General features: G+C 71.0%; 22 protein-coding genes. 8 read left to right on the top strand and 14 right to left on the bottom strand.

All coding sequences use genetic code 11. The features are described from left to right. Window positions 1-54: 54 nt before the first annotated feature. Window positions 55-2613 carry an EAL domain-containing protein gene (locus tag AC3WOE_RS14725; RefSeq protein ID WP_492691410.1) on the top strand — a complete coding sequence of 853 codons (2559 nt, stop codon included), beginning with the start codon at window positions 55-57 and terminating at the stop codon, window positions 2611-2613. A 12-nt stretch (window positions 2614-2625) separates the two neighbouring features. On the opposite strand, the gene AC3WOE_RS14720 is transcribed toward AC3WOE_RS14725, so the two are convergent. From AC3WOE_RS14720 to AC3WOE_RS14705, 4 genes are all read right to left on the bottom strand, one after another. Next, window positions 2626-3078, bottom strand: coding sequence for a hypothetical protein (locus tag AC3WOE_RS14720; protein WP_492691409.1), 453 nt, complete (start codon window positions 3076-3078; stop codon window positions 2626-2628). Between the two features lie 116 nt (window positions 3079-3194). Next, complete coding sequence (locus AC3WOE_RS14715; protein WP_492691408.1) at window positions 3195-4664, bottom strand: CHASE3 domain-containing protein; 1470 nt, start codon at window positions 4662-4664, stop codon at window positions 3195-3197. Beyond that, window positions 4627-5040, bottom strand: coding sequence for a response regulator transcription factor (locus tag AC3WOE_RS14710; protein WP_492691407.1), 414 nt, complete (start codon window positions 5038-5040; stop codon window positions 4627-4629). The genes AC3WOE_RS14715 and AC3WOE_RS14710 overlap by 38 nt, the downstream gene beginning before the upstream one ends. 132 nt (window positions 5041-5172) lie before the next feature. Further along, window positions 5173-5502, bottom strand: coding sequence for a BON domain-containing protein (locus tag AC3WOE_RS14705; protein WP_492691406.1), 330 nt, complete (start codon window positions 5500-5502; stop codon window positions 5173-5175). Between the two features lie 186 nt (window positions 5503-5688). On the opposite strand from AC3WOE_RS14705, the gene AC3WOE_RS14700 reads away from it, so the two are divergent. Then, on the top strand, window positions 5689-6339 hold the full coding sequence (locus AC3WOE_RS14700) for a response regulator (protein WP_310265335.1): 651 nt from the start codon (window positions 5689-5691) through the stop codon (window positions 6337-6339). A 10-nt stretch (window positions 6340-6349) separates the two neighbouring features. Here AC3WOE_RS14700 and AC3WOE_RS14695 read toward each other — a convergent pair whose 3' ends face one another. Both AC3WOE_RS14695 and AC3WOE_RS14690 read right to left on the bottom strand, forming a co-directional pair. After that, entirely contained in the window at window positions 6350-7513 is a 1164-nt protein-coding gene (locus AC3WOE_RS14695) for an energy transducer TonB (RefSeq protein ID WP_492691405.1), read from the bottom strand. A 79-nt stretch (window positions 7514-7592) separates the two neighbouring features. Then, window positions 7593-7778 (bottom strand): hypothetical protein, encoded by a 186-nt coding sequence (locus AC3WOE_RS14690; protein ID WP_492691404.1) that lies wholly within the window; start codon window positions 7776-7778, stop codon window positions 7593-7595. Between the two features lie 122 nt (window positions 7779-7900). Between AC3WOE_RS14690 and AC3WOE_RS14685 the strand changes: the two genes are divergently transcribed. Continuing rightward, complete coding sequence (locus tag AC3WOE_RS14685; protein WP_492691403.1) at window positions 7901-8668, top strand: substrate-binding periplasmic protein; 768 nt, start codon at window positions 7901-7903, stop codon at window positions 8666-8668. Here AC3WOE_RS14685 and AC3WOE_RS14680 read toward each other — a convergent pair. The 6 genes from AC3WOE_RS14680 to AC3WOE_RS14655 are packed head-to-tail and all read right to left on the bottom strand — an operon-like array spanning window position 8665 to window position 15189. Beyond that, window positions 8665-10251 carry an acyl-CoA dehydrogenase family protein gene (locus AC3WOE_RS14680; protein ID WP_492691402.1) on the bottom strand — a complete coding sequence of 529 codons (1587 nt, stop codon included), beginning with the start codon at window positions 10249-10251 and terminating at the stop codon, window positions 8665-8667. The two genes, AC3WOE_RS14685 and AC3WOE_RS14680, sit on opposite strands and share 4 nt — an antisense overlap. Window positions 10252-10253: 2 nt before the next feature. Beyond that, window positions 10254-11411 (bottom strand): GGDEF domain-containing protein, encoded by a 1158-nt coding sequence (locus tag AC3WOE_RS14675; protein WP_492691401.1) that lies wholly within the window; start codon window positions 11409-11411, stop codon window positions 10254-10256. Beyond that, on the bottom strand, window positions 11408-11875 hold the full coding sequence (locus AC3WOE_RS14670; protein WP_492691400.1) for a CreA family protein: 468 nt from the start codon (window positions 11873-11875) through the stop codon (window positions 11408-11410). The genes AC3WOE_RS14675 and AC3WOE_RS14670 overlap by 4 nt, the downstream gene beginning before the upstream one ends. Before the next feature lie 9 nt (window positions 11876-11884). After that, window positions 11885-12997, bottom strand: a complete 1113-nt coding sequence (locus AC3WOE_RS14665; protein ID WP_492691399.1) for a lactonase family protein — start codon at window positions 12995-12997, stop codon at window positions 11885-11887. Next, window positions 12994-14277: an alanine racemase gene (locus AC3WOE_RS14660; protein ID WP_492691398.1), complete on the bottom strand. Its 1284-nt coding sequence runs from the start codon at window positions 14275-14277 to the stop codon at window positions 12994-12996. The genes AC3WOE_RS14665 and AC3WOE_RS14660 overlap by 4 nt, the downstream gene beginning before the upstream one ends. Before the next feature lie 18 nt (window positions 14278-14295). After that, window positions 14296-15189 carry a diacylglycerol/lipid kinase family protein gene (locus tag AC3WOE_RS14655; RefSeq protein WP_492691397.1) on the bottom strand — a complete coding sequence of 298 codons (894 nt, stop codon included), beginning with the start codon at window positions 15187-15189 and terminating at the stop codon, window positions 14296-14298. Window positions 15190-15300: 111 nt separating this feature from the next. Here AC3WOE_RS14655 and AC3WOE_RS14650 point away from each other — a divergent pair, with 111 nt between their 5' ends. Beyond that, window positions 15301-16491: a GGDEF domain-containing protein gene (locus AC3WOE_RS14650; protein WP_492691396.1), complete on the top strand. Its 1191-nt coding sequence runs from the start codon at window positions 15301-15303 to the stop codon at window positions 16489-16491. Between the two features lie 213 nt (window positions 16492-16704). On the opposite strand, the gene AC3WOE_RS14645 is transcribed toward AC3WOE_RS14650, so the two are convergent. Together AC3WOE_RS14645 and AC3WOE_RS14640 are read right to left on the bottom strand one after the other, a co-directional pair. Continuing rightward, a complete protein-coding gene (locus AC3WOE_RS14645) occupies window positions 16705-17301 on the bottom strand; it encodes a YdeI/OmpD-associated family protein (protein WP_492691395.1) in 597 nt (198 codons plus the stop codon). A 2-nt stretch (window positions 17302-17303) separates the two neighbouring features. After that, entirely contained in the window at window positions 17304-17885 is a 582-nt protein-coding gene (locus AC3WOE_RS14640; protein ID WP_492691394.1) for a TMEM175 family protein, read from the bottom strand. A gap of 50 nt (window positions 17886-17935) precedes the next feature. On the opposite strand from AC3WOE_RS14640, the gene AC3WOE_RS14635 reads away from it, so the two are divergent. From AC3WOE_RS14635 to AC3WOE_RS14620, 4 genes are all read left to right on the top strand, one after another. Then, window positions 17936-18925 carry a transglycosylase SLT domain-containing protein gene (locus AC3WOE_RS14635; protein WP_492691393.1) on the top strand — a complete coding sequence of 330 codons (990 nt, stop codon included), beginning with the start codon at window positions 17936-17938 and terminating at the stop codon, window positions 18923-18925. A 94-nt stretch (window positions 18926-19019) separates the two neighbouring features. Beyond that, complete coding sequence (locus AC3WOE_RS14630; protein ID WP_492691392.1) at window positions 19020-20171, top strand: GGDEF domain-containing protein; 1152 nt, start codon at window positions 19020-19022, stop codon at window positions 20169-20171. A gap of 105 nt (window positions 20172-20276) precedes the next feature. Continuing rightward, window positions 20277-21173, top strand: coding sequence for an ankyrin repeat domain-containing protein (locus tag AC3WOE_RS14625; protein ID WP_492691391.1), 897 nt, complete (start codon window positions 20277-20279; stop codon window positions 21171-21173). Beyond that, on the top strand, window positions 21170-21724 hold the full coding sequence (locus AC3WOE_RS14620; RefSeq protein WP_492691390.1) for a DUF4124 domain-containing protein: 555 nt from the start codon (window positions 21170-21172) through the stop codon (window positions 21722-21724). The genes AC3WOE_RS14625 and AC3WOE_RS14620 overlap by 4 nt, the downstream gene beginning before the upstream one ends. Window positions 21725-21732 lie beyond the last annotated feature (8 nt).

Raw genomic sequence — 21732 nt, 5'->3', positions numbered from 1 at the left:
GCGTGACCGCGGCGGGCTCGATGCTTGCCAGTCCCGGCGTTGGAGCAAGTACCGATGAGCGATTCCCAGCAGACGAATGTGCCGGCGGACGAGGTGCAGCGGGCGGGGCTCGCCGCTTCCGTCAATGCCGCGCAGCTGGCCCTGGCCCAGAACGCGCGCTTCCTGGCGCGTTGCAGCCGCCTCGCCGGCGTCGGCGCCTGGGAGTGGCAGGCCGAGCTGGAGAAGCTGACGCTGTCGGACTCGGCCTGCGAGTTGCTGGGCCTGCCGGTCGGCCAGGTGCCGACGCTGGCCGCCCTGCTGCAACGCTTCGGCCCGGATGGCGCCGCCATGCTCGATGCCGCGTTGCAGCGTGCCGCCACCGATGGCGAAGGTTGGGACGTGGAACTGCCCTGCGACACCGGTCCGAAAGGCCGCCGCGTGTTGCGCGTCGTCGGTCGCCACGACGAGGATGAAACCGGACGCCGCGTCGGCGTCGTCATGCTGGACGTCAGCGAGCCCGCCGAGGTGCGGGCCGAACTGGAGCGCACGCTGGAGCGCCTGGCCCTGGCCACGCACAGCGGTGGCATCGGCGTCTGGACGCTGGATCTGCAGGAATCTCGCCGGGGTGACCTGGCCTGGGACGACGCGATGTGGCGGCTGCATGGCGAGCCCCCCCATGGCCAGACCACCAGCCTGGCGTCCTGGCGCAAGCGCCTGCACCCGCAGGACCGGCGCGCCGCCGTCATGGCCGTGCGGGCAGCCCTGAAGGAAGGCAACCAGTTGGACGGCGAATGGCGGGTCTGCTGGCCCGATGGCAGCAGCCATGTGCTGCGCAGCTCGGGCCGCGTGTTGCGCGACGCCGGCGGCCGGCCGCTGCGGCTGTCGGGCGTGTGCTGGGACGTCAGCGAGGCGCGCCGCCTGCAGCAGCAGCTCGAGGAGCAGCACGAGCTGCTCGAGGTGACGCTGCAGTCCATCGCCGACGCCGTGCTGACCACCGATGCCCTCGGTCGCGTGACCTGGCTCAACCCCGTCGCCCAGCGCCTGACCGGCTGGGCTGCCAACGAGGCGCGCGGCCAGCCGGCCAGCCGGGTCTTCACGGCCCAGCGCGAGGAGACCCGCGAAGCCCTCGGCGATCCGGTGCATCGCTGCCTGACCACCGGGCGGCCGACACGGCTGCCGGCAGGGGCCGTGCTGCTCAGCCGCAGCGGCGAACTGCGCGCCGTCGACGATTCGGTGGCGCCCATCCGCGATGCCCAGGGCCGCGTGCTCGGCGCCGTGCTGGTGTTCCGTGACGTCACCCAGCAGCGGCGCCAGTTCGACGAGATCCGCTGGCGCGCCAGCCACGACGGGCTGACCGGCCTGGTCAACCGCGGCGAGTTCGGCCAGCGCCTGAGCCGCACGCTGGAGCGGGCCAGGCGTGATGGCAGCCATCACGCCCTGCTGGCCTTCGACCTGGACCGCTTCAAGGCCATCAACGACCACTGCGGCCATGCCGCCGGCGACGAGGTGCTGCGCGAGGTGGCACGGCGGCTGGAGGCCGGTGTGCGCGGCCGTGACACCGTGGCCCGCCTGGGCGGCGACGAGTTCGCCGCCATCCTCGAGAACTGCTCGCTGGACGAGGCCCTGCACGTGGCCCAGAAGCTCTGCGACGCCATGGACCAGTACCGCTATGTGCACGGCGAGCAGCGCTTTCGCATCGGCACCAGCATCGGCGTGGCGCCGCTGGATGGTCGCTGGCCCGATGCCGACGCCGCCCTGCGCGAGGCCGATGCCTGCTGCATGACGGCCAAGGAGCTGGGGCGCAACCGCGTGCAGGTCTGGGCGCCGGACGACGCCGCGCTGCGCACCCACCAGAACGAGCATCGCTGGGCCACGCGGCTGCAGCAGGCCCTGGACGAGGACCGCTTCGAGCTGGACCTGCAGCGCGTGCTGCCTGCCCAGGGCGAGGACGATGGCCGCCTGCGTGGCGAGCTGCTGCTGCGCCTGCGCGAGCGCGATGGCAGCCGCGTGCTGCCCGGCGCCTTCATGCCGGCCGCCGAGCGCTTTCATCTGGCGCCGCGCCTGGACCGCTGGGTGCTGCGCCAGGCCGTTCAATTGCTGCAGCGTGGCGGCCCGCCGCAGATCGCGTCGCTGTCCATCAATGTGTCGGCGCTGACGCTGCAGGATGCGGCCTACCACCAGGAAGCCCGCGCCCTGCTGACCGAGCTGGGCCCGCAGCGCGCCGCTTCCCTGTGCCTGGAGATCACCGAGACGGCCGTCATCACCCAGCTGGACGAGGCGGCGCGCTTCATCAAGCAGATGCGAGCCCTGGGCGCGCGCATCGCGCTGGACGACTTCGGTGCCGGCTCCTCATCCTTCGGTCATCTGAAGGCTCTGCCGGTGGACCTGCTGAAGATCGACGGCCAGTTCGTGCGCGCGCTGATGACCGACCCGCTGGACCAGGCCGCCGTGCGCAGCTTCGTCGACGTGGCCCAGGTGCTGGGCCTGACGACGGTGGCGGAGTGCGTGGAGACGCCCGAGGTGCTGCTGGAGCTGGTGCGCCTGGGTGTCGGCGAGGTGCAGGGATTTTTGCTGCACCGGCCCCAGCCGCTGGCCGAGTTGCTGGCCGTGGCCGAGGAGGCCCTGCCGGCCTGAGGGCCTGAGGGTTTATTTGAGGGGCTGCAGCTGGCGCGGCGCCAGGTCGGCGCGCACCGGCTGCTCGCTGTCGGTGACGGGCGTCTCGGCGCGGGCGACGAGGGTGGCGTCATCGGGCGCCGAGGCCGCCGGTGCCGCGACGTCCCGTCCATCGGCCACGGCGCGCAAGGACACCTGCAGGCCACGCGAGATAGTGCCCTGCCAGTCGCGCAGGGTGGTGGCGGCCTTGTGCATGGCCGCGCTCATCTGCACATCCAGCGGGCGCGGGTCGTCCACCATGTCGAGGCCGGCGCTGGCCGCCAGGGCCGTCACGGCGACCAGCAGGGCCGCCGCGTGGAAGCGTCGGCTCTGCACCGAGGGCGACAGCGCGTCGGCGTCGCGCGACACGATGGGCATGTGGGCAAGCTGCCGCGCGGGCATCTGCGTGTGCCAGCCCTCGGCATGGGTGGATTGCGGAAATTGCATGAGACCCTCCTGAATGCGTCGGCAGCCGCGCTCTTCGGGCGCGGCAACTTGACGTCAAGTTTGGGTCTCCGGGCGGCGAATACCTGTCGGCCCGCGCAGGCTTGGGCTGTAGGAAATCAGGAAAGGCTGGGGCCGCCCAGTTCGCCCGGCGCGGTAACGGGCGCCGGCTCGGGCTCCGGGTCTTCGCGCAGCGGCAGCCGCGCCAGCACCAGGGTGCCGCGGCCGGGGGCGGACAGCAGCTGCAGCGTGCCGCCCAGGTTCTCGATGCGATAGCGCATGCCCAGCAGGCCATGGTGGCCGGCGCCCACGGCTTCGGGGTTGAAGCCCTGGCCGTCGTCGCGGATGTGCAATTGCAGCCAGCCATCGGCCTCGGCCAGCGACACCCGCACATGCTTGGCCTTGGCGTGGCGCAGCACATTGGTCAGCGCCTCCTGCACCAGGCGGTACATGGCCAGGCGGCCGGCCTCGTCGGAAGGCGCCTCCATCAGCTCCAGGCTGAGCTGCAGGCCGGAGCGCTGGGCGAACTCCTGAGTCAGGATTTCCAGGGCCGGGATGAGACCCAGGTTGGAGAGGGCCGAGGGGCGCAGGTCCTCGATGATGCGGCGCTTCAGCGCGATGCCCTGGTCGAGCAGCTGGCTCATGTGCACCAGGCGCTCGTCGATCTCGGGCGCAGCCGTCTTCGTCATGCGGCGGATGCGGGCGACATCGAGCTTGGCGGCCGTCAGCAGGGCGCCGAGCTCGTCGTGCAGCTCGCGGGCCAGGTGGGCGCGTTCGTCCTCGCGCACGGTCTGCAGATGGTGGGCCAGCTCGGTCAGCTCGGCGGTGCGGCGGGCCACCTCGCGGTCCAGGCGGTCGCGCTCCTGGGCCAGTTCCTGGGCATGGCCGCGGCGGGCCGCGTGCAGGGCCTCGTTGCGGCGCAGGAAGACGGCCAGACCGAACAGGCTGAGCAGGGTCAGCCCGTGCACGCCGATGCGGCCGTAGTTCAGCGAGCGCACGACGGCGTCGCGCTCGATGGCGATCTGGGTGAGTTCGTGCTGGTCGAGTTGGGCGACGGCATCGCGCACGGCCTGCATCTTTTCGCGGCCGATGTCCGACTCCACCAGGCCGTGCCAGGCCGTGTCCTGGCCATCGCGGTAGAGCTTGACGACGAGCTGGATCTCGGAGAGTTTTTCGCTGCCGCGCCGGCTGGCGTCGGCCACCAGGGCTTCCCATTCCGAGCTGGCGTACTGGCCGCGCAACTGGGCCAGCACCGTCGGCAGTTCCTGCTCGGCCAGCTTGATGGGGGCCAGATAGTCGTCGCGCCCGGTCAGCAGGTAGCCGCGCTGGGCGGTCTCGGCGTCGGTCAGCAGCTCGCGCAGGCGCAGGCCGTCGTTGCGGGCCTGGTGGCGGGCCTGGGATTGGTTCAGGGCTTCGTCGGCGCCCCAGAAGGCGGCCTCGCTGACGCCCATGACGGCAGCAGCCGCAAGCGCGGCGAAGCCGACGGCCAGGCCGCGCTTGCGGCTGGCGCCTTCCAGCCAGGGATCGAGATGACGCAGCACCGTCAGCCGTTCAACTGGCCGCTGCTGCAGGGCGCGTTGATGGGGCATGTTCAGCCAGCTCGGCGCAGTAGCTGATGAGGTCGTCGAGCTCCCGGCTCTTGTCGAACACCCGCTCGGCGCCCAGGCTGGCGCAGCGGCGGCGCATCTCTTCGGTGGCGTAATTCGTCAGCACGACGCGGCGCGCCCGGATGCCGAGCTGCTGGGCCGCCTGCAGCACACCCAGGCCGGTGCCGGAACGCAGGAAGACGTCGACGATGAAGAGGTCGGCATTGGCGTCGGGGTCCCGGCTCATCCAGCGCACCGCGCCGGCCTCGTCGGCCACCGACCCGACCACCTCCACCTGGGCCAGCTCCTCGAGCGTCGCAATCAGGTTCTCAAGGATCACCGGACTGTCTTCGACGATGAAGGCTTTGAGTGCTGGCATGGCCCGACGGCGGCGCAAGGGATGATGAGACTGGAGTATGGACTGCTTCGACGTCGGGCCGGCAGCGCCGGCAGCGCATCGCGCTGTAGGACTTCTCCTAGGATGACCTAGGGGAAGTCCCTGAGGAGGGCACTACTGGGGGTGGCGAACGGCGATGTCGTTGCGCACGCCGACGACACCCGAGGTCTCACGCGCCAGCTTCTCGGCCATGGCCTTTTCCTCGAACGACTTGGCGAAGCCCGACAGCTGCACCGTGCCCTTCAGCGTCTCGACGCTGATGGCCATGGCACTGACGGTCGGGTCGGCGGCGAACTTGCTCTTCACGCGCGTCGTCAGCGCGGCGTCGTCGACATAGGCGCCGACGGTTTCCTGGTTGCGGGTGACGGCGCAGCCGCTGGTGGCGGCCAGGGTGGCCGTGAGGGCGGTGGCGACGGCGAGGGTGATGACGGACTTGTTCAGCATGGTGGTTCTCCTTGGATGGCGGCTTCACGGAGCCGCTGGACTCACTATCGAACCGCGCCGGATGCGGCGGCATAGTCCCGAAGCGCGGTGCCCTGTCGGACTCGGCCGGCGTCGATGTAGGACGGCGACTCTCGCGGCAGGCGCAGCGGACTGCTACGCTGACGCATCCCCAACACCACCGCCACCATGATCCGCATCGGCATCGTCGACGACCACGCCATCGTGCGCACCGGCCTGCGCCAGTTCCTGTCCGACCACGTCGACCTGCGCGTCACCGGCGAAGGCTCCAGCGGTCACGATGCACTGGAGATGGCGCGCGGCGGCGAGGTCGATGTGCTGCTGCTGGACATCTCCATGCCCGACCAGAGCGGCGTGGATGCGCTGGCCGCCATCAAGGCGCGCTTCCCCGAACTGCCCGTCCTCATCCTGAGCGGCTTTCCCGAGGCGCACTACGCGACGACGCTGCTGCGCCAGGGCGCCAGCGGCTATCTGAACAAGGAATGCGATCCCGACGAGATCGCCAATGCCATCCGCCTGGTGGCACGCGGCCGGCGCTACATCAGCCCGGCGGTGGCGGAGCAACTGGCCGACAGCGTGGTCGGCGGCTCGGGTGCCGGCGCGGCGCCCGACAAGCCCCTGCACGAGGCGCTGTCGGAGCGCGAGTTCCAGGTCTTCCTGCGCCTGGCCCAGGGCGAGACCGTGGGCCATATCGCCGAGGCCCTGTTCCTCAGCGTCAAGACCGTCAGCACCTACCGCACGCGCGTGCTCGAGAAGCTCAAGCTGCAGACCAACAGCGACCTGACCTACTACGCGTTGAAGAACGGGCTGATCCAGTAAGGCGGAGCGCCTACTTCAGCACCTCGACCTCGATGCGGTCGATGGTGGCGTTGACGGGGCAATCCTGCTTCTGCGCGTCGCAGGGCTTGTCCAGGACCCAGGCGAAATCCCGCTGCCCCGTGCGTGCTGCGCCCCCCGGCGAGGTCGAGGCTCGCCAGGTCAATCGCCGGGCCAGCGCGAGGCTGCTCGCGTCCAAGGCCTGCTCGAAGGCCCAGGGCGGCGTGTCACGGATGCCTCTCACGTGGATGTCGCGACTGATGACGCGCGGCGCCTGGGCGCGGCCCTGATCGTCCACTTCCGCCTCGACGGTGACCACGCCGGTCACCCCGTAGCGGGCTGCGCCGAAAGGGTAGTCATCGTCGGAATTGCCGGGTCGCCAAAGCTGGCGGGGATCGACCTGGAGCACGTCGGCCGCATTCAGGGCCGTCGCCACGCGCAGCTGGCCGGCACTGACGCCAGCTGCCTGGCTGAGGCGGCAGCGCAAGTCCGTCGACCCCACCATCGGATCACCGGCGGCCTCTCCGGCTCGCAGCCAGCCGCGCACCTTGGGCGGCCAGGCCGCAGCCTGCGCGGCGTCGACGGTGTTGAGTCGCTCGCGCAGCGCCGCGGCCGTCGGGGCTGGTTCCGTGGCAATGTCGCGCCGGCTTCCCCATCGCTCCAGCAGGGTCTGTTCGTCAGCCAGCGCAGCCGCCCATTGGGCCCGGGGCGAGGCTTGAATGCGCAGCAGGCGTTGCATCCAGGGGAAACGGCTGTCGCCGCTGACGCAGGCCTGGCCGGCAGCCATCAGCCATGCCAGGCGCTGGTCATCCGCCGCGCCCGCGCTGTCGCGGCCCCAGACGGCCAGCTCGTTGATGGCGCGCGCTTCCACACGTTCGTTGGGCGGTGAGGCTTCGCCGCGTCGGGCCCATTCCTCTTCCAGCCACTGCGCGAGCAGCGCCGACATCCGTTGCCGATGTTCGGCCGCCATGCGGGCGCCTGCTTCGCGCAGTTCAGGGTCGAGGGGCACCGCCTCCGGCATCAGGAATTGAGGACGAAGCAGCGTCTCGTGCACCTCAGCCACCGCCTGCTGCGTGAAGGCCATCAGGGCCTTGCGAACATCCAGCCGATCGTCGGCCGCCCCGGCCACGGCGCTGGCCAGGCACAGCGTCAACGCTGCAATCTTGCTTTTCGACATCTTTCCTCCCGCGCAGATTCTGCAAGGGCGCGCGCGGGAGGCGCGGCGAGGGTTTGCCCCTCGCCGTCAGGTCTGCCGTTCAGTCGGAGACGAACTCCGTCGGCGCATCCTCGCTCAGTGTCCAGGGCAGGGCGGATTCATAACCCAGCACCGGATCGTTGGGCGAGGCGGCCGGCGACCACCAGCGGGTCAGGGCCGACCACAGCGGGCGGTGCGGTGCGGCTTCGGCGAGCGGGATGTGCGTCAGCGGGGCGTCGAGGCTCATGGACTTCTCCTGATGTGCACGACAGCATCGCGGCGCGCGGCGGCTGGATGTATCGGCGGTCGTCGCGGTGGGCTGTCGGAGTCTTCCGACAGGGTTGGCCCGTAGGTTCGACAATGCGGCCCGTGCTGACACGCCGTTATCTGCTGAGCCTGGCCTGGCTGGCCGTTGCCGCATGGCCGGCTGCGGCCTGCGAACTGCGCGTGCGCTGGAACCCCGACCCGCCCTACACGATGCGCGACGAGGCCGGCCGCATCGTCGGGATGCAGGCGGAGCTGACCGAGCAGACCCTGCAACGCATGGGCTGCAAGACCGCCTGGGTCGAACTGCCCTGGGCGCGGGCCCTGGTCGAGTTGCAGGCCGGGCGCCTCGACGTGCTGCCGGGCGCGCTGCGCCGGCCCGAGCGCGAGGCCTATGCGCATTGGGTCGAACAGCATGTGCTGGTGGCCAATCGGCTGTTCGTGCGCGCCGGCCGCGAGACTGATTTCGGCAGCGCCACGCGCCTGCAGGAAGCCTGGCGACCGGGCTTCAAGCTGGGCGTGCAGATCGGCGTCGTCTACGGCCCCGACTATGCGGCCCTGCTCGACAACGCGGCCTTCCGCGCCACGCTGACCCAGGCCGCGGCGCGGCGCAGCCTGTGGCAGATGCTGGAGATCGGCCGTGTCGACGGCGTGCTGGCCAGCGAGGCGACGGCTCGCTGGGAGCTGCGCGAACTCGGCCTGACCGAGCGCGTCGTGCCGACGGCCGTCGTGCTCTCCCATGAGCCGGCCCAGATCATGTTCAGCAAGCGCTCCGTCGATGCCGCCCTGGTGCAGCGGTATCGAGAGGCTGCCGAGGCGCTGGAAAAAGACGGCACGCAGGCGCGCATCGTGCGCCGCTACCTGTCGGACTAGGCGGCCAGGGCGGCGTCGAGGATTTGCGCGGCCTGCGGCAGGGCCTGCGTGCCCACCATGCGGCCGTCGCCACCGAAGCGTGTGGCAATGAAGGCATCGGCCGCGGCTGTGGAGGACTGCTGGCGCATCAACAGCGCCTGGGCGCACAGCACCAGGCCTTGAGCGACGCGGCGGGCCTGGGCCTCCAGCGCCGCCGGGTCGCCGGTCAGCAGGCGGCGCAGGGCCTGGGCCTCGGCCTGTACCGGTGCGTCGGGGCTGGCAGCGAATTCTTCGAGCAGGGCCAGGGCCACGTCGGGCTCGCGCGAAACAGCGCGCAGCACGTCCAGGGCCATCACATTGCCCGAGCCTTCCCAGATGGAGTTGACCGGCGCCTCGCGGTACAGCCGCGCCAGCACGCCGTCCTCGACATAGCCGTTGCCGCCCAGCAGCTCCATGGCCTCGCCCGTGCATTCGATGGCGCGTTTGCAGACCCACAGCTTGGCGGCTGGCGTCATCAGCCGCTGCCAGCCCGGCTCGTTGTGCTCGAAGCCGCGCGCCAGGCGCAGCATCAGCCGCATCGCGGCCTCGCTCTCCAGCGCGAGGTCGGCCAGCACGGTCTGCATCAGCGGCTGCTCGGCCAGGCGGCGGCCGAAGGCGCTGCGCTCGCGGGCGTTGTGCAGGGCCTGGACCAGGCCGGCGCGCAGCAGCGCGGCGCTGCCGATGACGCAGTTCAGCCGCGTGTAGCCGGCCATCTCGATCAGCGTCGGGATGCCGCGGCCCTCATCGCCCAGGCGGCGCGCCCAGGCGCCGTGGAACTCGACCTCGCTGCTGGCGTTGCTGCGGTTGCCGAGCTTGTCCTTGAGGCGCATGACCTGGACGGCATTGCGAGCGCCGTCGGGCGTGTAGCGCGGCAGCCAGAAGCAGGTCGGCCCGGCCTCGGTGCGAGCCAGTACCAGATGGGCGTCGCTGCTCGGCGCCGAGAAGAACCATTTGTGGCCGGTGACGGCGTAGCTGCCGTCGGCCTGCTCGATGGCTTCGGTGGTCACGCGGCGCAGGTCGGAGCCGCCCTGCTTCTCGGTCATGCCCATGCCGACCCAGAGGGAGGGCTTCTCGGTCATGGGCCGGTCCAGCGGGTCGTGCTCACGGCTGAAGAATTTGTCGCGCAGCGGGGCGAACAGCTCGGGCTGCCTGGCCAGCACGGGAACAGCGGCCTGGGTCATGGTCGCGGGGCACAGCGACCCGGCCTCGACCTGGCCATGCAGATAGCAGCCCGCCGCGAACTGGGTCCAGCGGCCGGGCGTGGTGGTGGCGAAGACATCGGCGACCAGGCCCTGGCGGCGGTACATCGCCAGCAACGCATGCCAGCTCGGATGGAAGTCGACGAGGTCGACGCGGCGGCCGCGAGCGTCGAGCTGGCGCAGTTGCGGGCCGTTGCGGTTGGCGTCACGGGCGAGCTGGGCGGTCTCCACGCTGCCGAGCTCGGCGCCATAGCGCGTCAGCGGCTCGACGGCCTGGGGCGCCGATTCACGCAGTGCGGCCAGCAGGGCCGGGTCGGTGGCCAGCAGGTTGTGGCCGACCCATTCGTCGACGAGGTTGTCTGGCATGCTCAGTCCGAAACGCCGGGTTCTGCCATCAACGTGCCCTTGCCGGCCCGCCTTGCTTCATACAGCGCGGTTTCGGCGCGGCGCTGCAGGTCGGCCAGGCCGCGGTCGCCGGGACGCAGCTTGGCCCAGCCGGCGCTGAAGGACAGCGGCATGCCGAGCTCGGCCGGCGCGCGCTCGGTCAGGGCCTTGCGCAGGCGCTGGTCCAGGGCCTGCGGGCCTTCCGGCAGGCAGCGCGCCATCAGCACGCCGAACTGCTCGCCGGTCAGGCGGCCGGCCAGGTCGCCCAGGCGCATCTGGGCCTGCACGCAGCCGCCGAACAGGACCAGGGCGCGATCGGCGAAGTCCAGGTCGTGCTCGGCCCGCAAGGTCGCGAAGTCGTCCAGCTCGAGCATCACCAGGGCCAGCGGCTCGTCATAGCGGCGCGCCATGGAGATGAGGTCGACCGAGCGCTGGGAGAAGGCATTGCAGTCGGTCAGGCCGGTCAGGCCGTCGGTCTGGGCCAGGCGGGCCAGTTCGGCCTCGGTCTGGCCGCGCCAGGCCAGCAAGAGCATGGGCAGGGCCAGCAGCAGGGCCAGCTGACCCGCGAGGGCCAGGACCAGGTCGGGCCAGAGTGCGGCGTCGCCGAGCAGCGTCGCGGCGGCACGGCCCAGCATGGCGGCGAGCAGGGGCAGCACGGCGGCCAGGCCGAGCAGGCGCCAGCGGCGGCTGTTCAGCCCCTGCAGCACGGTGGCGCGTTGCGGCAGGGTCAGGGCCACGCCCAGCCAGGCGAGCTGGGCACCGAGGACGACGTCGGCCAGGGTCTGGGCGACGGCTCTGTCGTCTGCCAGCAGTGCATGGCCGAGGGCCGCGACCAGTGGCGCGGCCGCCATGGCCCAGCGCCCGGGGCGCGGCGTCAGCCACAGGCCCAGCGCCCACCACAGCGCCGACAGCCCCAGGCTGATGGCCGCGATGCCCAGGCTGTGCAGCGCGACGGGCGCGGCCATGCGGTCGCCATGGACCGGGCTGACCATGGCCAGGCCCAGGGCCAGTGCCGCCATCCCCACCTGGGCCCAGCGTCCGCCTGCATTCGCGCCGTTCCAGCCGATCAAGGTGATCAGCACCAGCGCCGCGGCCAGCGCCTGCATGGGCATCAGCGCGAACAGGGCGGCGGTGAAGCTCATTTCTTGACGGGGATGAGGGTTTCGCGCGGCACCGGAACGGCGGTCACGCTGTTCTGCGGCGAGCCGTCGATGAGGCGGTCGGAGTAGGTCAGGTAGACCAGGGTGTTGCGTTGCACGTCCACCATGCGGACGATGCGCAGGCGCTTGAAGACCAGGGAGATGCGCTCGTTGAAGACTTCTTCCTGCGCGGGCAGGGCCTGGCTGATGGTGATGGGCCCGACCTGGCGGCAGGCGATGGAGGCTTCGGATTTGTCCTCGGCCAGGCCGATGGCGCCCTTGATGCCGCCGGTCTTGGCACGCGACACATAGCAGGTCACGCCCTGCACCTTGGGGTCGTCGTGGGCATCGACGACGACCTTGTGGTCGGGGCCGATCAGCTTGAAGGCAGTGTCGACGGAGCCGATGGGTTCGGCGCCGGCCAGCGTCGTTGCGGTGAGCAGGAAGGCGAGGGCGGCGTGTTTCATCGGTTCAGTCTAAAGCGCGCAGGCCCCGGCAGGGGCCGGGACCGCCGTCTGCCGGCCGCTGAAGCGCGGGCTCTCGGGGCGGCCGAGGTGGAAATGGCTGAGCTGGTCGCTGCGCTGGTTGCAGACATAGAGGTGCTGGCCGGCACGGCCGGCGCTGCGCGGATAGCTGCCATGCACCCAGTGATGGTCCAGCAGATGCGGTGCGGCGGGGCGGGCCAGCGAGATGACGGCCAGGCTGTCATGCAGGCGGTTCAGCGCATAAAGATGGCGGCCGCCGGGCGCGACGATGAGGTCGGAGGCGTAGCTGGTGCCGCTGAAGCCGGCCGGCAGCACCGGGATCTCGTCGCGCAGCCGCGGGCCGCTTGCGGTGAGTTCGACGGTGGACAGCGTGGACGACTCCTCCTGCAGCACATAGACCCAGCGCGGCTCGTGCGGATTGAAGGCGAAGTGGCGCGGGCCCGAGCCCGGGCTGAGGGCCAGTTCCTGGGCGGCCGTCTGCGGCCTGCCGTCCGGTCGTGGCCAGGCGAGCAGGCGGTCGCGACCGAGGTCGGTGCCGAGCAGCCAGTGGCCGTCGGGGCTGACCTGGATCATGTGGGCGTGGGGCGCATCGTGGCCGCTGTTGGCCTGGCTGCCGGGCGGAGCCTTCGCGGCTTTCTGCGGGCCGGGACGGCAGTCGTCGCCGGCGCATGACGGCCAGCTGTCGGCGGCGCCAAGGCTGCCGTCGGCCTGCAGGGCCAGCGTCGCGAAGCGGGCGTCGCCGTAGTGGGCGACCCAGGCGCGGCCCGCCGCGATGCTGAGATGGGCCGGGCTCCTGCCGCCGCTGGGCTGGCGCTGCAGCAGCTGCAGCCGGCCCGCGGCGTCCTGGGCATAGACGGCGACATGGTCGCCCCCCTCCTCGGCGGCATAGATGCGCCCGTCGTGAGCAGTCAGCCAGCTCGGGCTGTTGGCATTGGACGTGAGGCCCAGCAGCTTCAGGCCACCGTCGGCCGCGATGGCAAAGCTGTAGATGCCCTGGCCGAGCGGCGCATAGGTGCCGACATGCAGGAAACGAGGGGAAGGCGTGGCGGCGGTGGCGGGCATCAGGGCGGCGGCGGACAGGCTCAGCAGGTGGCGGCGCTTCATGAGAACTGCGTCGTGATCGCGTCGACGACGCGGTCGTGCTCGTCGACGACGGCCATCCAGGCCCATTTGTCGAAGGTGGTGCAGGGATGCGAGGGGCCGAGGGCGACGCGTTCGCCGACGGCCGGGCCCTGGGTCTGCGCGGGGTCCCAGCGCAGATAGGCGTGCTGGTCGTTCAGGCCCGTGACGCGCCAGCCGGCCGGGGCCTGGACCCGCGCGCCGCCCTGCAGGCGCCAGACCGGCAGCGGCCAGCCGGCGTCGAAGGACAGGTCGCGGCGACCCGCATTCAGCATCGCCAGGCCCGGCTCGGGGCAGGACAGCACCTGGGTCCAGACCTCCAGCGCCGGCTGCAGGCTGGGCGCCGACAGCGGCGTGCCCATGCGTTCGTCCATGGTCCGCATATAGCGGCCGTAGTGCTCGTGGTCGTGACAGACATAGCAGCCCGAGCGCAGCAGACCCAGGCGCTGGTTGCCGCCGGCCAGCACCGGTGCGACAAGGTCGAAGGCCGCCGAGCCGCCACCGCTGAGCCACATCGGCCGGGCGTCGGTGTCGAGCAGGTCCTCGGCGTCGATGGCGTCGAGCAGGGCCTGGATACGGCCCTGCCAGTGCTGCATCAGCGCGCGATCGGCTTCGCTGTCGCCCTGGATCTGCAGGCCCTCGTAGAAGCCGACGCCGCGCAGCCGCAGTGCCGGGTGGGTCTTGAGCGCGCGGGCGAGAGCCAGCGCAGGACCGTGTTCGCGCACGCCGCAGCGCGAGGTGCCGAGTTCGACCAGCACATCGATGCGCGCTTCGCCGCCGCCGAGCTGCTGCCAGTGCGCGGCAATCAGGTCGAGCTGGGCCTGGGAGTCGACGAAGAAGGCCAGCTCGAGGCCGGCGTGGCGGCGGCGCAGGTCCAGCAGCTCGGCCAGGTCGGCGGCGCTGACCAACTGGTTGGCGATCAGCGCCCGGCGCACGCCGGCGGCCAGGCCGAAGCGCAGCTGGTGCACATTGGCGAAGGTCAGGCCCCAGGCGCCGGCGTCGAGCTGGCGGCGGAACAGCTGGGGGCTCATCGTCGTCTTGCCGTGCGGTACCAACTGCACGCCGTGGCGGGCCGCGAAGTCCTGCATCCAGGCGATGTTGTGGGCCAGGGCCTGCTGGCGCACGACGGCCAGCGGCGTCGGCAGTTCGTGCAGGGTCCAGCCGCGTTGGGCGACATCGGCCAGGGCCACGGACGGCTGCAATGCCGGAAAGCCCTTCAGCCAGGGGCCCAGCCAGCCGGGGCGCGGGGTGTCGTCGGGGTTCATGCCCTCATCATCGCCGGGTTAGCGGACGACGCTGAGGACCTGGGGCAGCACGCGCACCTTGATGTCGGTGGCCGAGGGCTGGGGCTCGCCGTCGATGGCCAGGGGCACCGGCGCAGCGCTGCTCAGGCGCAGCGTCTTGAAGCTGCTCAAGGCCACCTTGGCATGGCGTAGATGCAGGCCGGTCAGCAGCAGGGGCATCATGGCCAGGGCACCCAGGCGGCCGAAGGCGCCGACGCGCAGCAGCTGCAGCTCGCCGTCGTCCACTCGTGCGCCAGGTGCGGCCGGCATGCCGCTGCCGTAGGTCGAGGTGTTCAGGCTGGAGGCGAACAGCAGCGGACCCTCGTGCAGCAGTTGCCCATCGGCCTCGACGCGCAGCGGGTAGACGCGCAGGCGGCCGATCTCGTTCAGCGTGGCCCACAGATAGCGCGGCTGGCCGCGCAGCCAGTTGGGTGCGGCCTGGGCGCGGATGGCGATGGCCGCGTCGAAGCCGGCGGTCAGGCTGGACATGAAGAGCTGCGCCCCGCCTTCGGCTGTCTGGATCTCGCCGAGGTCCATGGCCGTGGCCGGTGCGCGCTGGGCATGAGATAGGGCTTCGCGCCAGCCCATGCGGGCCAGGCCGAGGGCGCGCGCCAGGTCGTTGCCGGTGCCGCCGGGGAGGAGGGCCAGCTGCAGCTTGCGCGCCACCAGGGCCGGCAGCAGCTGGTGCACGGTGCCGTCGCCGCCGGCGACGATGACGCGGCTGCCTTCCGGCAGGGCCAGCAGGCGCTGGCGCGCTGCGGCCACGTTTTCGGGCAACACCAGCGGCACCTGGGGCAAGGCCTCGCGCAGCGGTCCGGCGAGGGCGGCGCAGCGGCCATTGGCGGCATGCGGGTTGAGCAGACAGAGAGCCGGAGTCAGGGAGGGCGCGATCACTCCGGCATTGAAGCTGTGCGCCAAACGTCGCGCCATCGGCGCAGACCCTTGCGACAGGCCGGCCCGCCCTGCCTACACTGGGCCCAATCCCCGGGAAGGGAGCCGCTGCGCATGACGCTGGATGTGCCGACGCTGGTGCTGATGCTTGTCGTCGGCTTTGGCCTGCTCACGCTGTTGCTGGAGATGGCGGGGCGCGGCGGCCTGCAGCGCGGCGAGCTCAGGCGCCTGGGCGGTGCGGCCAAGGCCTTCTGCGGCGGTTTCCTTTGCTTTGCGCTGCAGCCCTGGCTGCCGGCCTGGCTGACGCTGCTGGGCGGCAATCTGCTGCTGATGCTGGGCCTGGCCCAGCTGGTGTCGGCCGTCTGCTGGCATCTGCTCAACCGTGGACTGAGGGTCTGGCAGCACTGGCTGCTGGCCGCCGCGGCGCTGACGGTGCCGATCATCCTTCACGCCAGCACGCCGGCGAGGGCGGGCACCATGTCGGCCGCCATGGCGCTGCTGCTGCTGCCGGCCACCGTCATGGCCTTGCGCCAGGGCTGGCGGGGCGAGTTGTCCTTCCGCGTCGTCGCGGTGATGCTGCTGTTCGCCAACGTCGCGCTGGGCCTGCGCGTCTGCTTGGCGGCCTGGTGGGCGGGCAGCGGCACGCTGCCGGCCGGCACGCCGGCCTCCTGGAGCAGTGCCATCTTCATGCTCGCCTTCATGGCGTTGCTGGCCGCGGGTTTCGGCTTCGTGCTGGCCGGCTTCGAGCGCATGGCGGCGCAGATGCGCGAGCTGGCCAGCGTCGACGGCATGACCGGGGCCGTCAACCACAACACCGCCGTGTCGCTGCTGGCCCATTCCCTGGAGCGCGGCCGGCGCGAGAACCAGCCGGTCAGCTTCATCATGCTGGACCTCGACCACTTCAAGCGCGTCAACGACCAGCATGGCCACGTCGTCGGTGACCAGGTGCTGAAGGCGGTGGCCGCCTGCGCGCGGCAGCGGCTGCGCGGCTCCGACGTGCTGGGTCGCCTGGGCGGCGAGGAGTTCGGCATGGTGCTGCCGGCCACCGGCGTGGTGGGCGCCAGGCACCTGGCCGAACAGGTACGCCTGGCCGTGGAGGCGCTGGAGCTCAAGGGCGACGGCGGCAGGCCGCTGCGCGTGACCCTGTCGGCCGGCGTGGCCGAGGCGGCCAAGAGCGATACGCCCGAGACACTGATGCACTTGGCCGACAAGGCCCTGTATCAAGCCAAGCAGAAGGGCCGCAACCGCGTTGTCGTGGCGGATGACTGGATGCGCAATTCGACGCTGCAGAGCGTGGTGGGGTAAGCATTTCGGGCCGAGCGCTGGGCCCGCCATGGGCCAGAGGCCCATGGCGTTCCGTAGGCACAAGCAGTCCGCAGGGACTGCTTGTGTCCGACTCCACCTCACCGAGCCGGCCCGGTTGGTGATGTGCTCGCGGCTCAATGCCGCAAGCATCGCCGTCCCCTCGGGGGACCGACCGGACTTGCCCCGTTCAGCGGCGCAAGGCTGGGCGAGGGGTCAACAAGCCTCGTATTTCCAGTTCCTGGACTTCCCTTCGGCCAGCCACTCGACCGCCTGGGCGATGCGTTTGGCGCGTGTCTCTTCGCGCTTGGCCTCGATGACCCATTCCAGGTAGTCGCGCTGTTTGCTCGGCGCAAAGGCGTCGTAGTGCTGCTTCGCGGCCTTGACCTTGGCCAGGGCGGCGGCGAAGTCGTCCGGCATCTCGAGCTGCGGCCGTGGCGCGCGGTTGGGCTTGGCGGCGCGGGTGGCGCCCGATTGCAGCAGGGCCGCTGCGGCCTTGATCTTCTTGCGCAACTCGGTGCGGCTGGGCAGATCGGCCAGGGTCGTGATGCGGCCGAAGTCGCCCATGGCGCCAGCCTGGCCGGGCTCGGCGCCCTCGCGCTCCCAGAAGCCGAAGGCGCAATGCGCCTTGAAGGCCGACATGCCGCACAACAGCTTGTCATCCAGCGTGAAATGGGGCCGGCTCCACTTGATGGTCTCGACGACGCCGGGGCAGGCCGCGTGCACGTCCTCGCGCAGGCGTTCCAGGATGGGGCGGGCGAAGTCGGGCACGCCGGCCAGATAGCTGTCGATGCGCGGGTCGAGAGTCGGCATGCTCATTCGCTCCGGTTCAGATGGTGCTCGATGCGGCGATCGGGAATCAGCCACAGCAATGCGGCAAAGGCGTAGCCCGCCAGGGACAGGCCGACATGCACGAAGGCCAGGGCGATGGACGCCAGGTAGATGAGCGGGGAGATCTTGCCCTTCCAGTCCTTGCCCAGGGCCTGGGCCAGCACGGTGTTGTTGCCGGGGATGCAGACCAGGGCCCGCTGCAGCAGCACCCAGGCCAGCGCGGCCATGATCAGCACGCCGCCGTAGATGGCCACGGGCAGGGGCGCGAAGTGGTTTTCGCCCATCCAGCCGGTGGCAAAGGGCAGCAGCGACAGCCAGAACAGCAGGTGCAGATTGGGCCACAGCACGCCGCCGCTGATCTTGTGCACGGCATGCAGCAGATGGTGGTGGTTGTTCCAGTAGATGCCGACGTAGACGAAGCTGAGCACATAGGACAGGAAGACGGGCCACAGGGGCTTCAGCGCCTCCCAGTCGCTGCCGTGGGGCACCTTCATCTCCAGCACCATGATGGTGATGATGATGGCGATGACGCCGTCGCTGAAGGCTTCGAGGCGGGTCTTGGTCATGCGGTCCAGTCTAGACTTCCGCCCCCTGACTGCCGCCTCCGGACTGACCCTTGCGACGCCTGCTGCTGCCCCTGTTCCTCGCCGCCTCGGCGGCCTCGGCCCAGCTGCCTTCGCTGACGCTGGGGCAGTTGCCGCGCCCCACCATGCCGCCCGGTGAGCGCGGCCCCGTCGTGCCGGCCCAGGTGGAGCGCTGGCGCCAGGAGGCCAAGGCGCTTGAATATGGCGATGGCATGAAGCGCGACGAGGTGGCTGCCGCCAAGCTCTATTGCCGCGCCGCCCGCTACGGCGACGCCGAGGCCCAGTACAGCCTGGGCTGGATGTTGACCAACGCGCGCGGCATCCAGCGCAACGACGCCGAGGCCGCACACATGTTCGCCGCCGCGGCCGAGCAGGGCATGGAGCAGGCGCAGAACATGCTCGACAAGATGGGCGGCACGCCGCTGGGCGACCCGCCGCCCTGCCTGCGTCCGCCCGAGACCGATCCGCCGCTGGCCGTGGCGCCGCCGCCACCCGTCGCGCGCGGCGCCAAGCCGGTGTCGCTGTGGGCCACCCTGCCGCTGCCGCAACAGGCACCGCCGGCCATCGTCAGCTATGTGAAGCTGGTGGCGCCGGAATACCAGCTCGCGCCGGCCCTGGTGCTCGCCGTCATGGCCACCGAATCCAACTTCGACCCGCTGGCCGAGTCGCCCAAGCGCGCCCAGGGCCTGATGCAACTGCTGCCCGAGACGGGCGCGCGCTTCGGTGTCGTGCGGCTGCGCGATCCGTCGCAGAACATCCGCGGCGGCATGGCCTATCTGCGCTGGCTGCTGGCCTATTTCGAGGGCGATGTGATGCTGGCCGTGGCAGCCTACAACGCCGGCGAGAAGGCGGTCGACCGCTACCTCGGCGTGCCTCCCTATGCCGAGACGCGGCTGTATGTGCGCAAGATCATGGCGGCCACCGGCGGCCAGCGCCTGCACCCCTTCGATGCCAGGGTCACCGGCGCCTCGCCGATGCTGTTGCGCGTCAAGGCCACCATGCAGAGCCTGCAGTCGCGCTGACTTCCGTGAGATCAATCACGGCGGGCCCGCCTGGCCTGTCGACGGGCCGGCCGGATGCGGGCATCGTGCTCGTCGCGGTTGAACCCAGCTCACGATGGAACCCCTGCACGCCGACACGCTGCTGCGCGTTTTCCAGCTCGTCACCACGATGCTGGCCCTGGCCACGCTCGGCGGTGCCTGGCATCTGAAGGGTGAGCGCGCGCTGTGGTTCTGGGCCGGGGCCTTCGCTGCCGCGGCGCTGACCCAGGCGGCCCGGGTGGCCCTCATCGCCCTGGACGCCCCGCGCACCTTCTGGGTGGTGGGGCATTTCGGCAGCCTGTTCTCCGCGCTGATGGTGCTGCTGGGCCTGCGCGTCTATCTCGGTCTGCCGCTGCGCTGGCGCTGGCCGCTGCTGTTCACGGGGCTGGTCTGCACCGCCTCTTTCGTGCTGACGGCCTGGACGGGCCAGTTCTGGCCGTCGCTGACATTGACCATGCTGGCCGCCGCCGCGCTGACCATGCCGGCCGCCCATGCCGCCCTGCGTGCCTGGCGGGAGCAGCGCGGCTTTCCTCTGGGCCTGCTGGCCCTCGACCTCATCGTCACCGCAGTCATCGAGATCGCGCGCGGCATCGCCATCTCGCCCCTGGTGGCCGAGAACCGCGCCGAACTGACGCAATACAACTCGGTCGGCCTGCTCGCCGTCATCGCCCTGCTCATCGGCCAGGCCCTGGCCATGCTGTTGCTGCTGCAGGACCGCGCCCTGCGCCAGATCGAGCGCCTCATCGAGATCGACGTGCTGACCGGCCTGCTGAACCGGCGCGGCTTCGACGAGCGCCTGCGCCGCCTGCTCAGTCGCGGCGCACCGCGGCCGCCGCTGCTGGCCGTGCTGGACGTGGACCACTTCAAGCGCATCAACGACACCCACGGTCATGCCGTCGGCGATGCCGTGCTCAGCGGCGTCGGCGCGCGCCTGCATGAAGCGCTGCGGCCACTGGACCTGGCCGTGCGCCTGGGCGGCGAGGAGTTCGCCGTCATCTGGTTGAACCCCGAATCCGGCGGCGAGCTGCGCTTGGGCGAGCGGCTGCGCGAAGCCATCGGCGGCCAGGCCTTCCAGACGGCGGCCGGTCCGTTGGCGGTGACGGTCAGCGTCGGCGTCGCCCACGCCCTCGGCCCCGAGGAGGCGCCCGAAGCCCTGTTCAGCCGTGCCGACGCGGCCCTCTATGAGGCCAAGCGCGGCGGGCGCGACCGTGTCGTGCTGGCGTCCTGACCCCCGTTTCAGGGGAGTCTAGAGGTGGGCCTCGACTTGCCGGCAAGCTTGGGGAAAAAGGGCTGCTGCACAATCCGCGCTGCCTAGAAAAGCAGGGAGAGACGAGTGGAGCGGGACGGCATCAACTGGCTGGGCATCGGCCTGCGGGCGGCGGCCTTGGTCGTCACCATCTCGCTGCTGACCTGGTGCAGCATGGCGCGGCGCAGTACGCAGGACGTGGCCGGCCTCGGGCCCGAGCTTCGCGAGATGATGCTGATGGGCGGCATGGCCGATGCCAGCGGCATGATTGACCTGGACAGGACCGCCGCGCGCGTCGGCGCCGTCGGCATGAACCGCCTGCTCTACGACAACGCCGGCTCGGGCAGCATCCCGGCCCTGCGCTGGATGGTGAAGCACGGCGCCGAGCCGCGCAATGTCGGTGCCCTGGACAAGGGCACGCTGCTGCAGCAGGCGGCGGCCAAGCCGACGCTGGACCGGATGAAGTTCTTCATCGAGGAACTCAAGCTCGACCCCAATCAGCAGACGCCCAACCGCGTCGGCATCATGCACCTGGCGGCTCGCAACGGCGTCGACGCACAGACGCTGGTGTTCCTGACCTCGCGCGGCCTGAACATCAACGCGCCCGACGGCGGTGGCCGCCTGCCCATCCACTACGCCGCGCTGAAGTCCATCGGCCCCCTGGTGTCGGCCGGTGCCGACATCAACGCGCTGGACGACCAGGGCCGCACCGCCCTGCACTGGGCCGTCGAGGAAGGTCGGCACGACGCGGTGGCGGAGCTGGTCCGCCTGCAGGCCTCCGTCTTCACCCAGGACCGGCAGGGCAACACGCCCCTGCACCTGGCCGCGGTCGGCAGCTCGGACGCCATCATCGACACGCTGATTGCGGCCGGCGCCCCCAAGGCGGCGCGCAACGCGGACGGGCTGACGGCACGCGAATACTTCGAGAAGTTCCGCTACAAGCGCCGTTACGGCAGCAGCAGCGACCGGGAGCAGAAGCTGTGATCCACGCACGCCGGGGCTGGGCCGCGCTGGTCCTGCTGTCGCTGGCCGGCATGGCCTGGGCCGATGGCGGTGGCGTCTACAAATGCCGCAAGCCGGACGGCACGACGGCCTTCAGCGACCGCCCCTGCCCGGAAGCCGAGTCCACGCAGATCGCCCGCACCGGCCCCAAGGCGCCGGAGGCCAGCCAGTTCATGAGCACGCGCTGCCTGCGCCTGCGCGAGCAGCTGAACCAGGCCAACAACGACGGCAGCACCGACGAGACGACGCGCCAGCAGCTCGACTACCGCTACCAGCGCGACTGCTACGCCGAGGAGCAGGAGGCCAACGAGAAGGTCAACCAGCTGATGGAGGACGCGCGCTCGCGGTCGCTGCAGGAGCGCCGCGCCGTGGCCCTGGCCAAGGCCCGGCAGGAGCGCGAGTTCGCGCAATGCGTGGAGCTGCGCAACAACATCCGCAGCCGCCGCCTGCGCGAGGCCGAGATGAACGCCGGCGAGCGCGCCGACCTGGAGCGCCTGGCGGCGGCTTTCGAGCAGCGCTGCCGCGGGCAGTAACGCTGGCT

The organism is Roseateles sp. FW305-36 (assembly GCF_058787015.1).
This window is presented reverse-complemented; position numbering and strand designations above follow the sequence as displayed.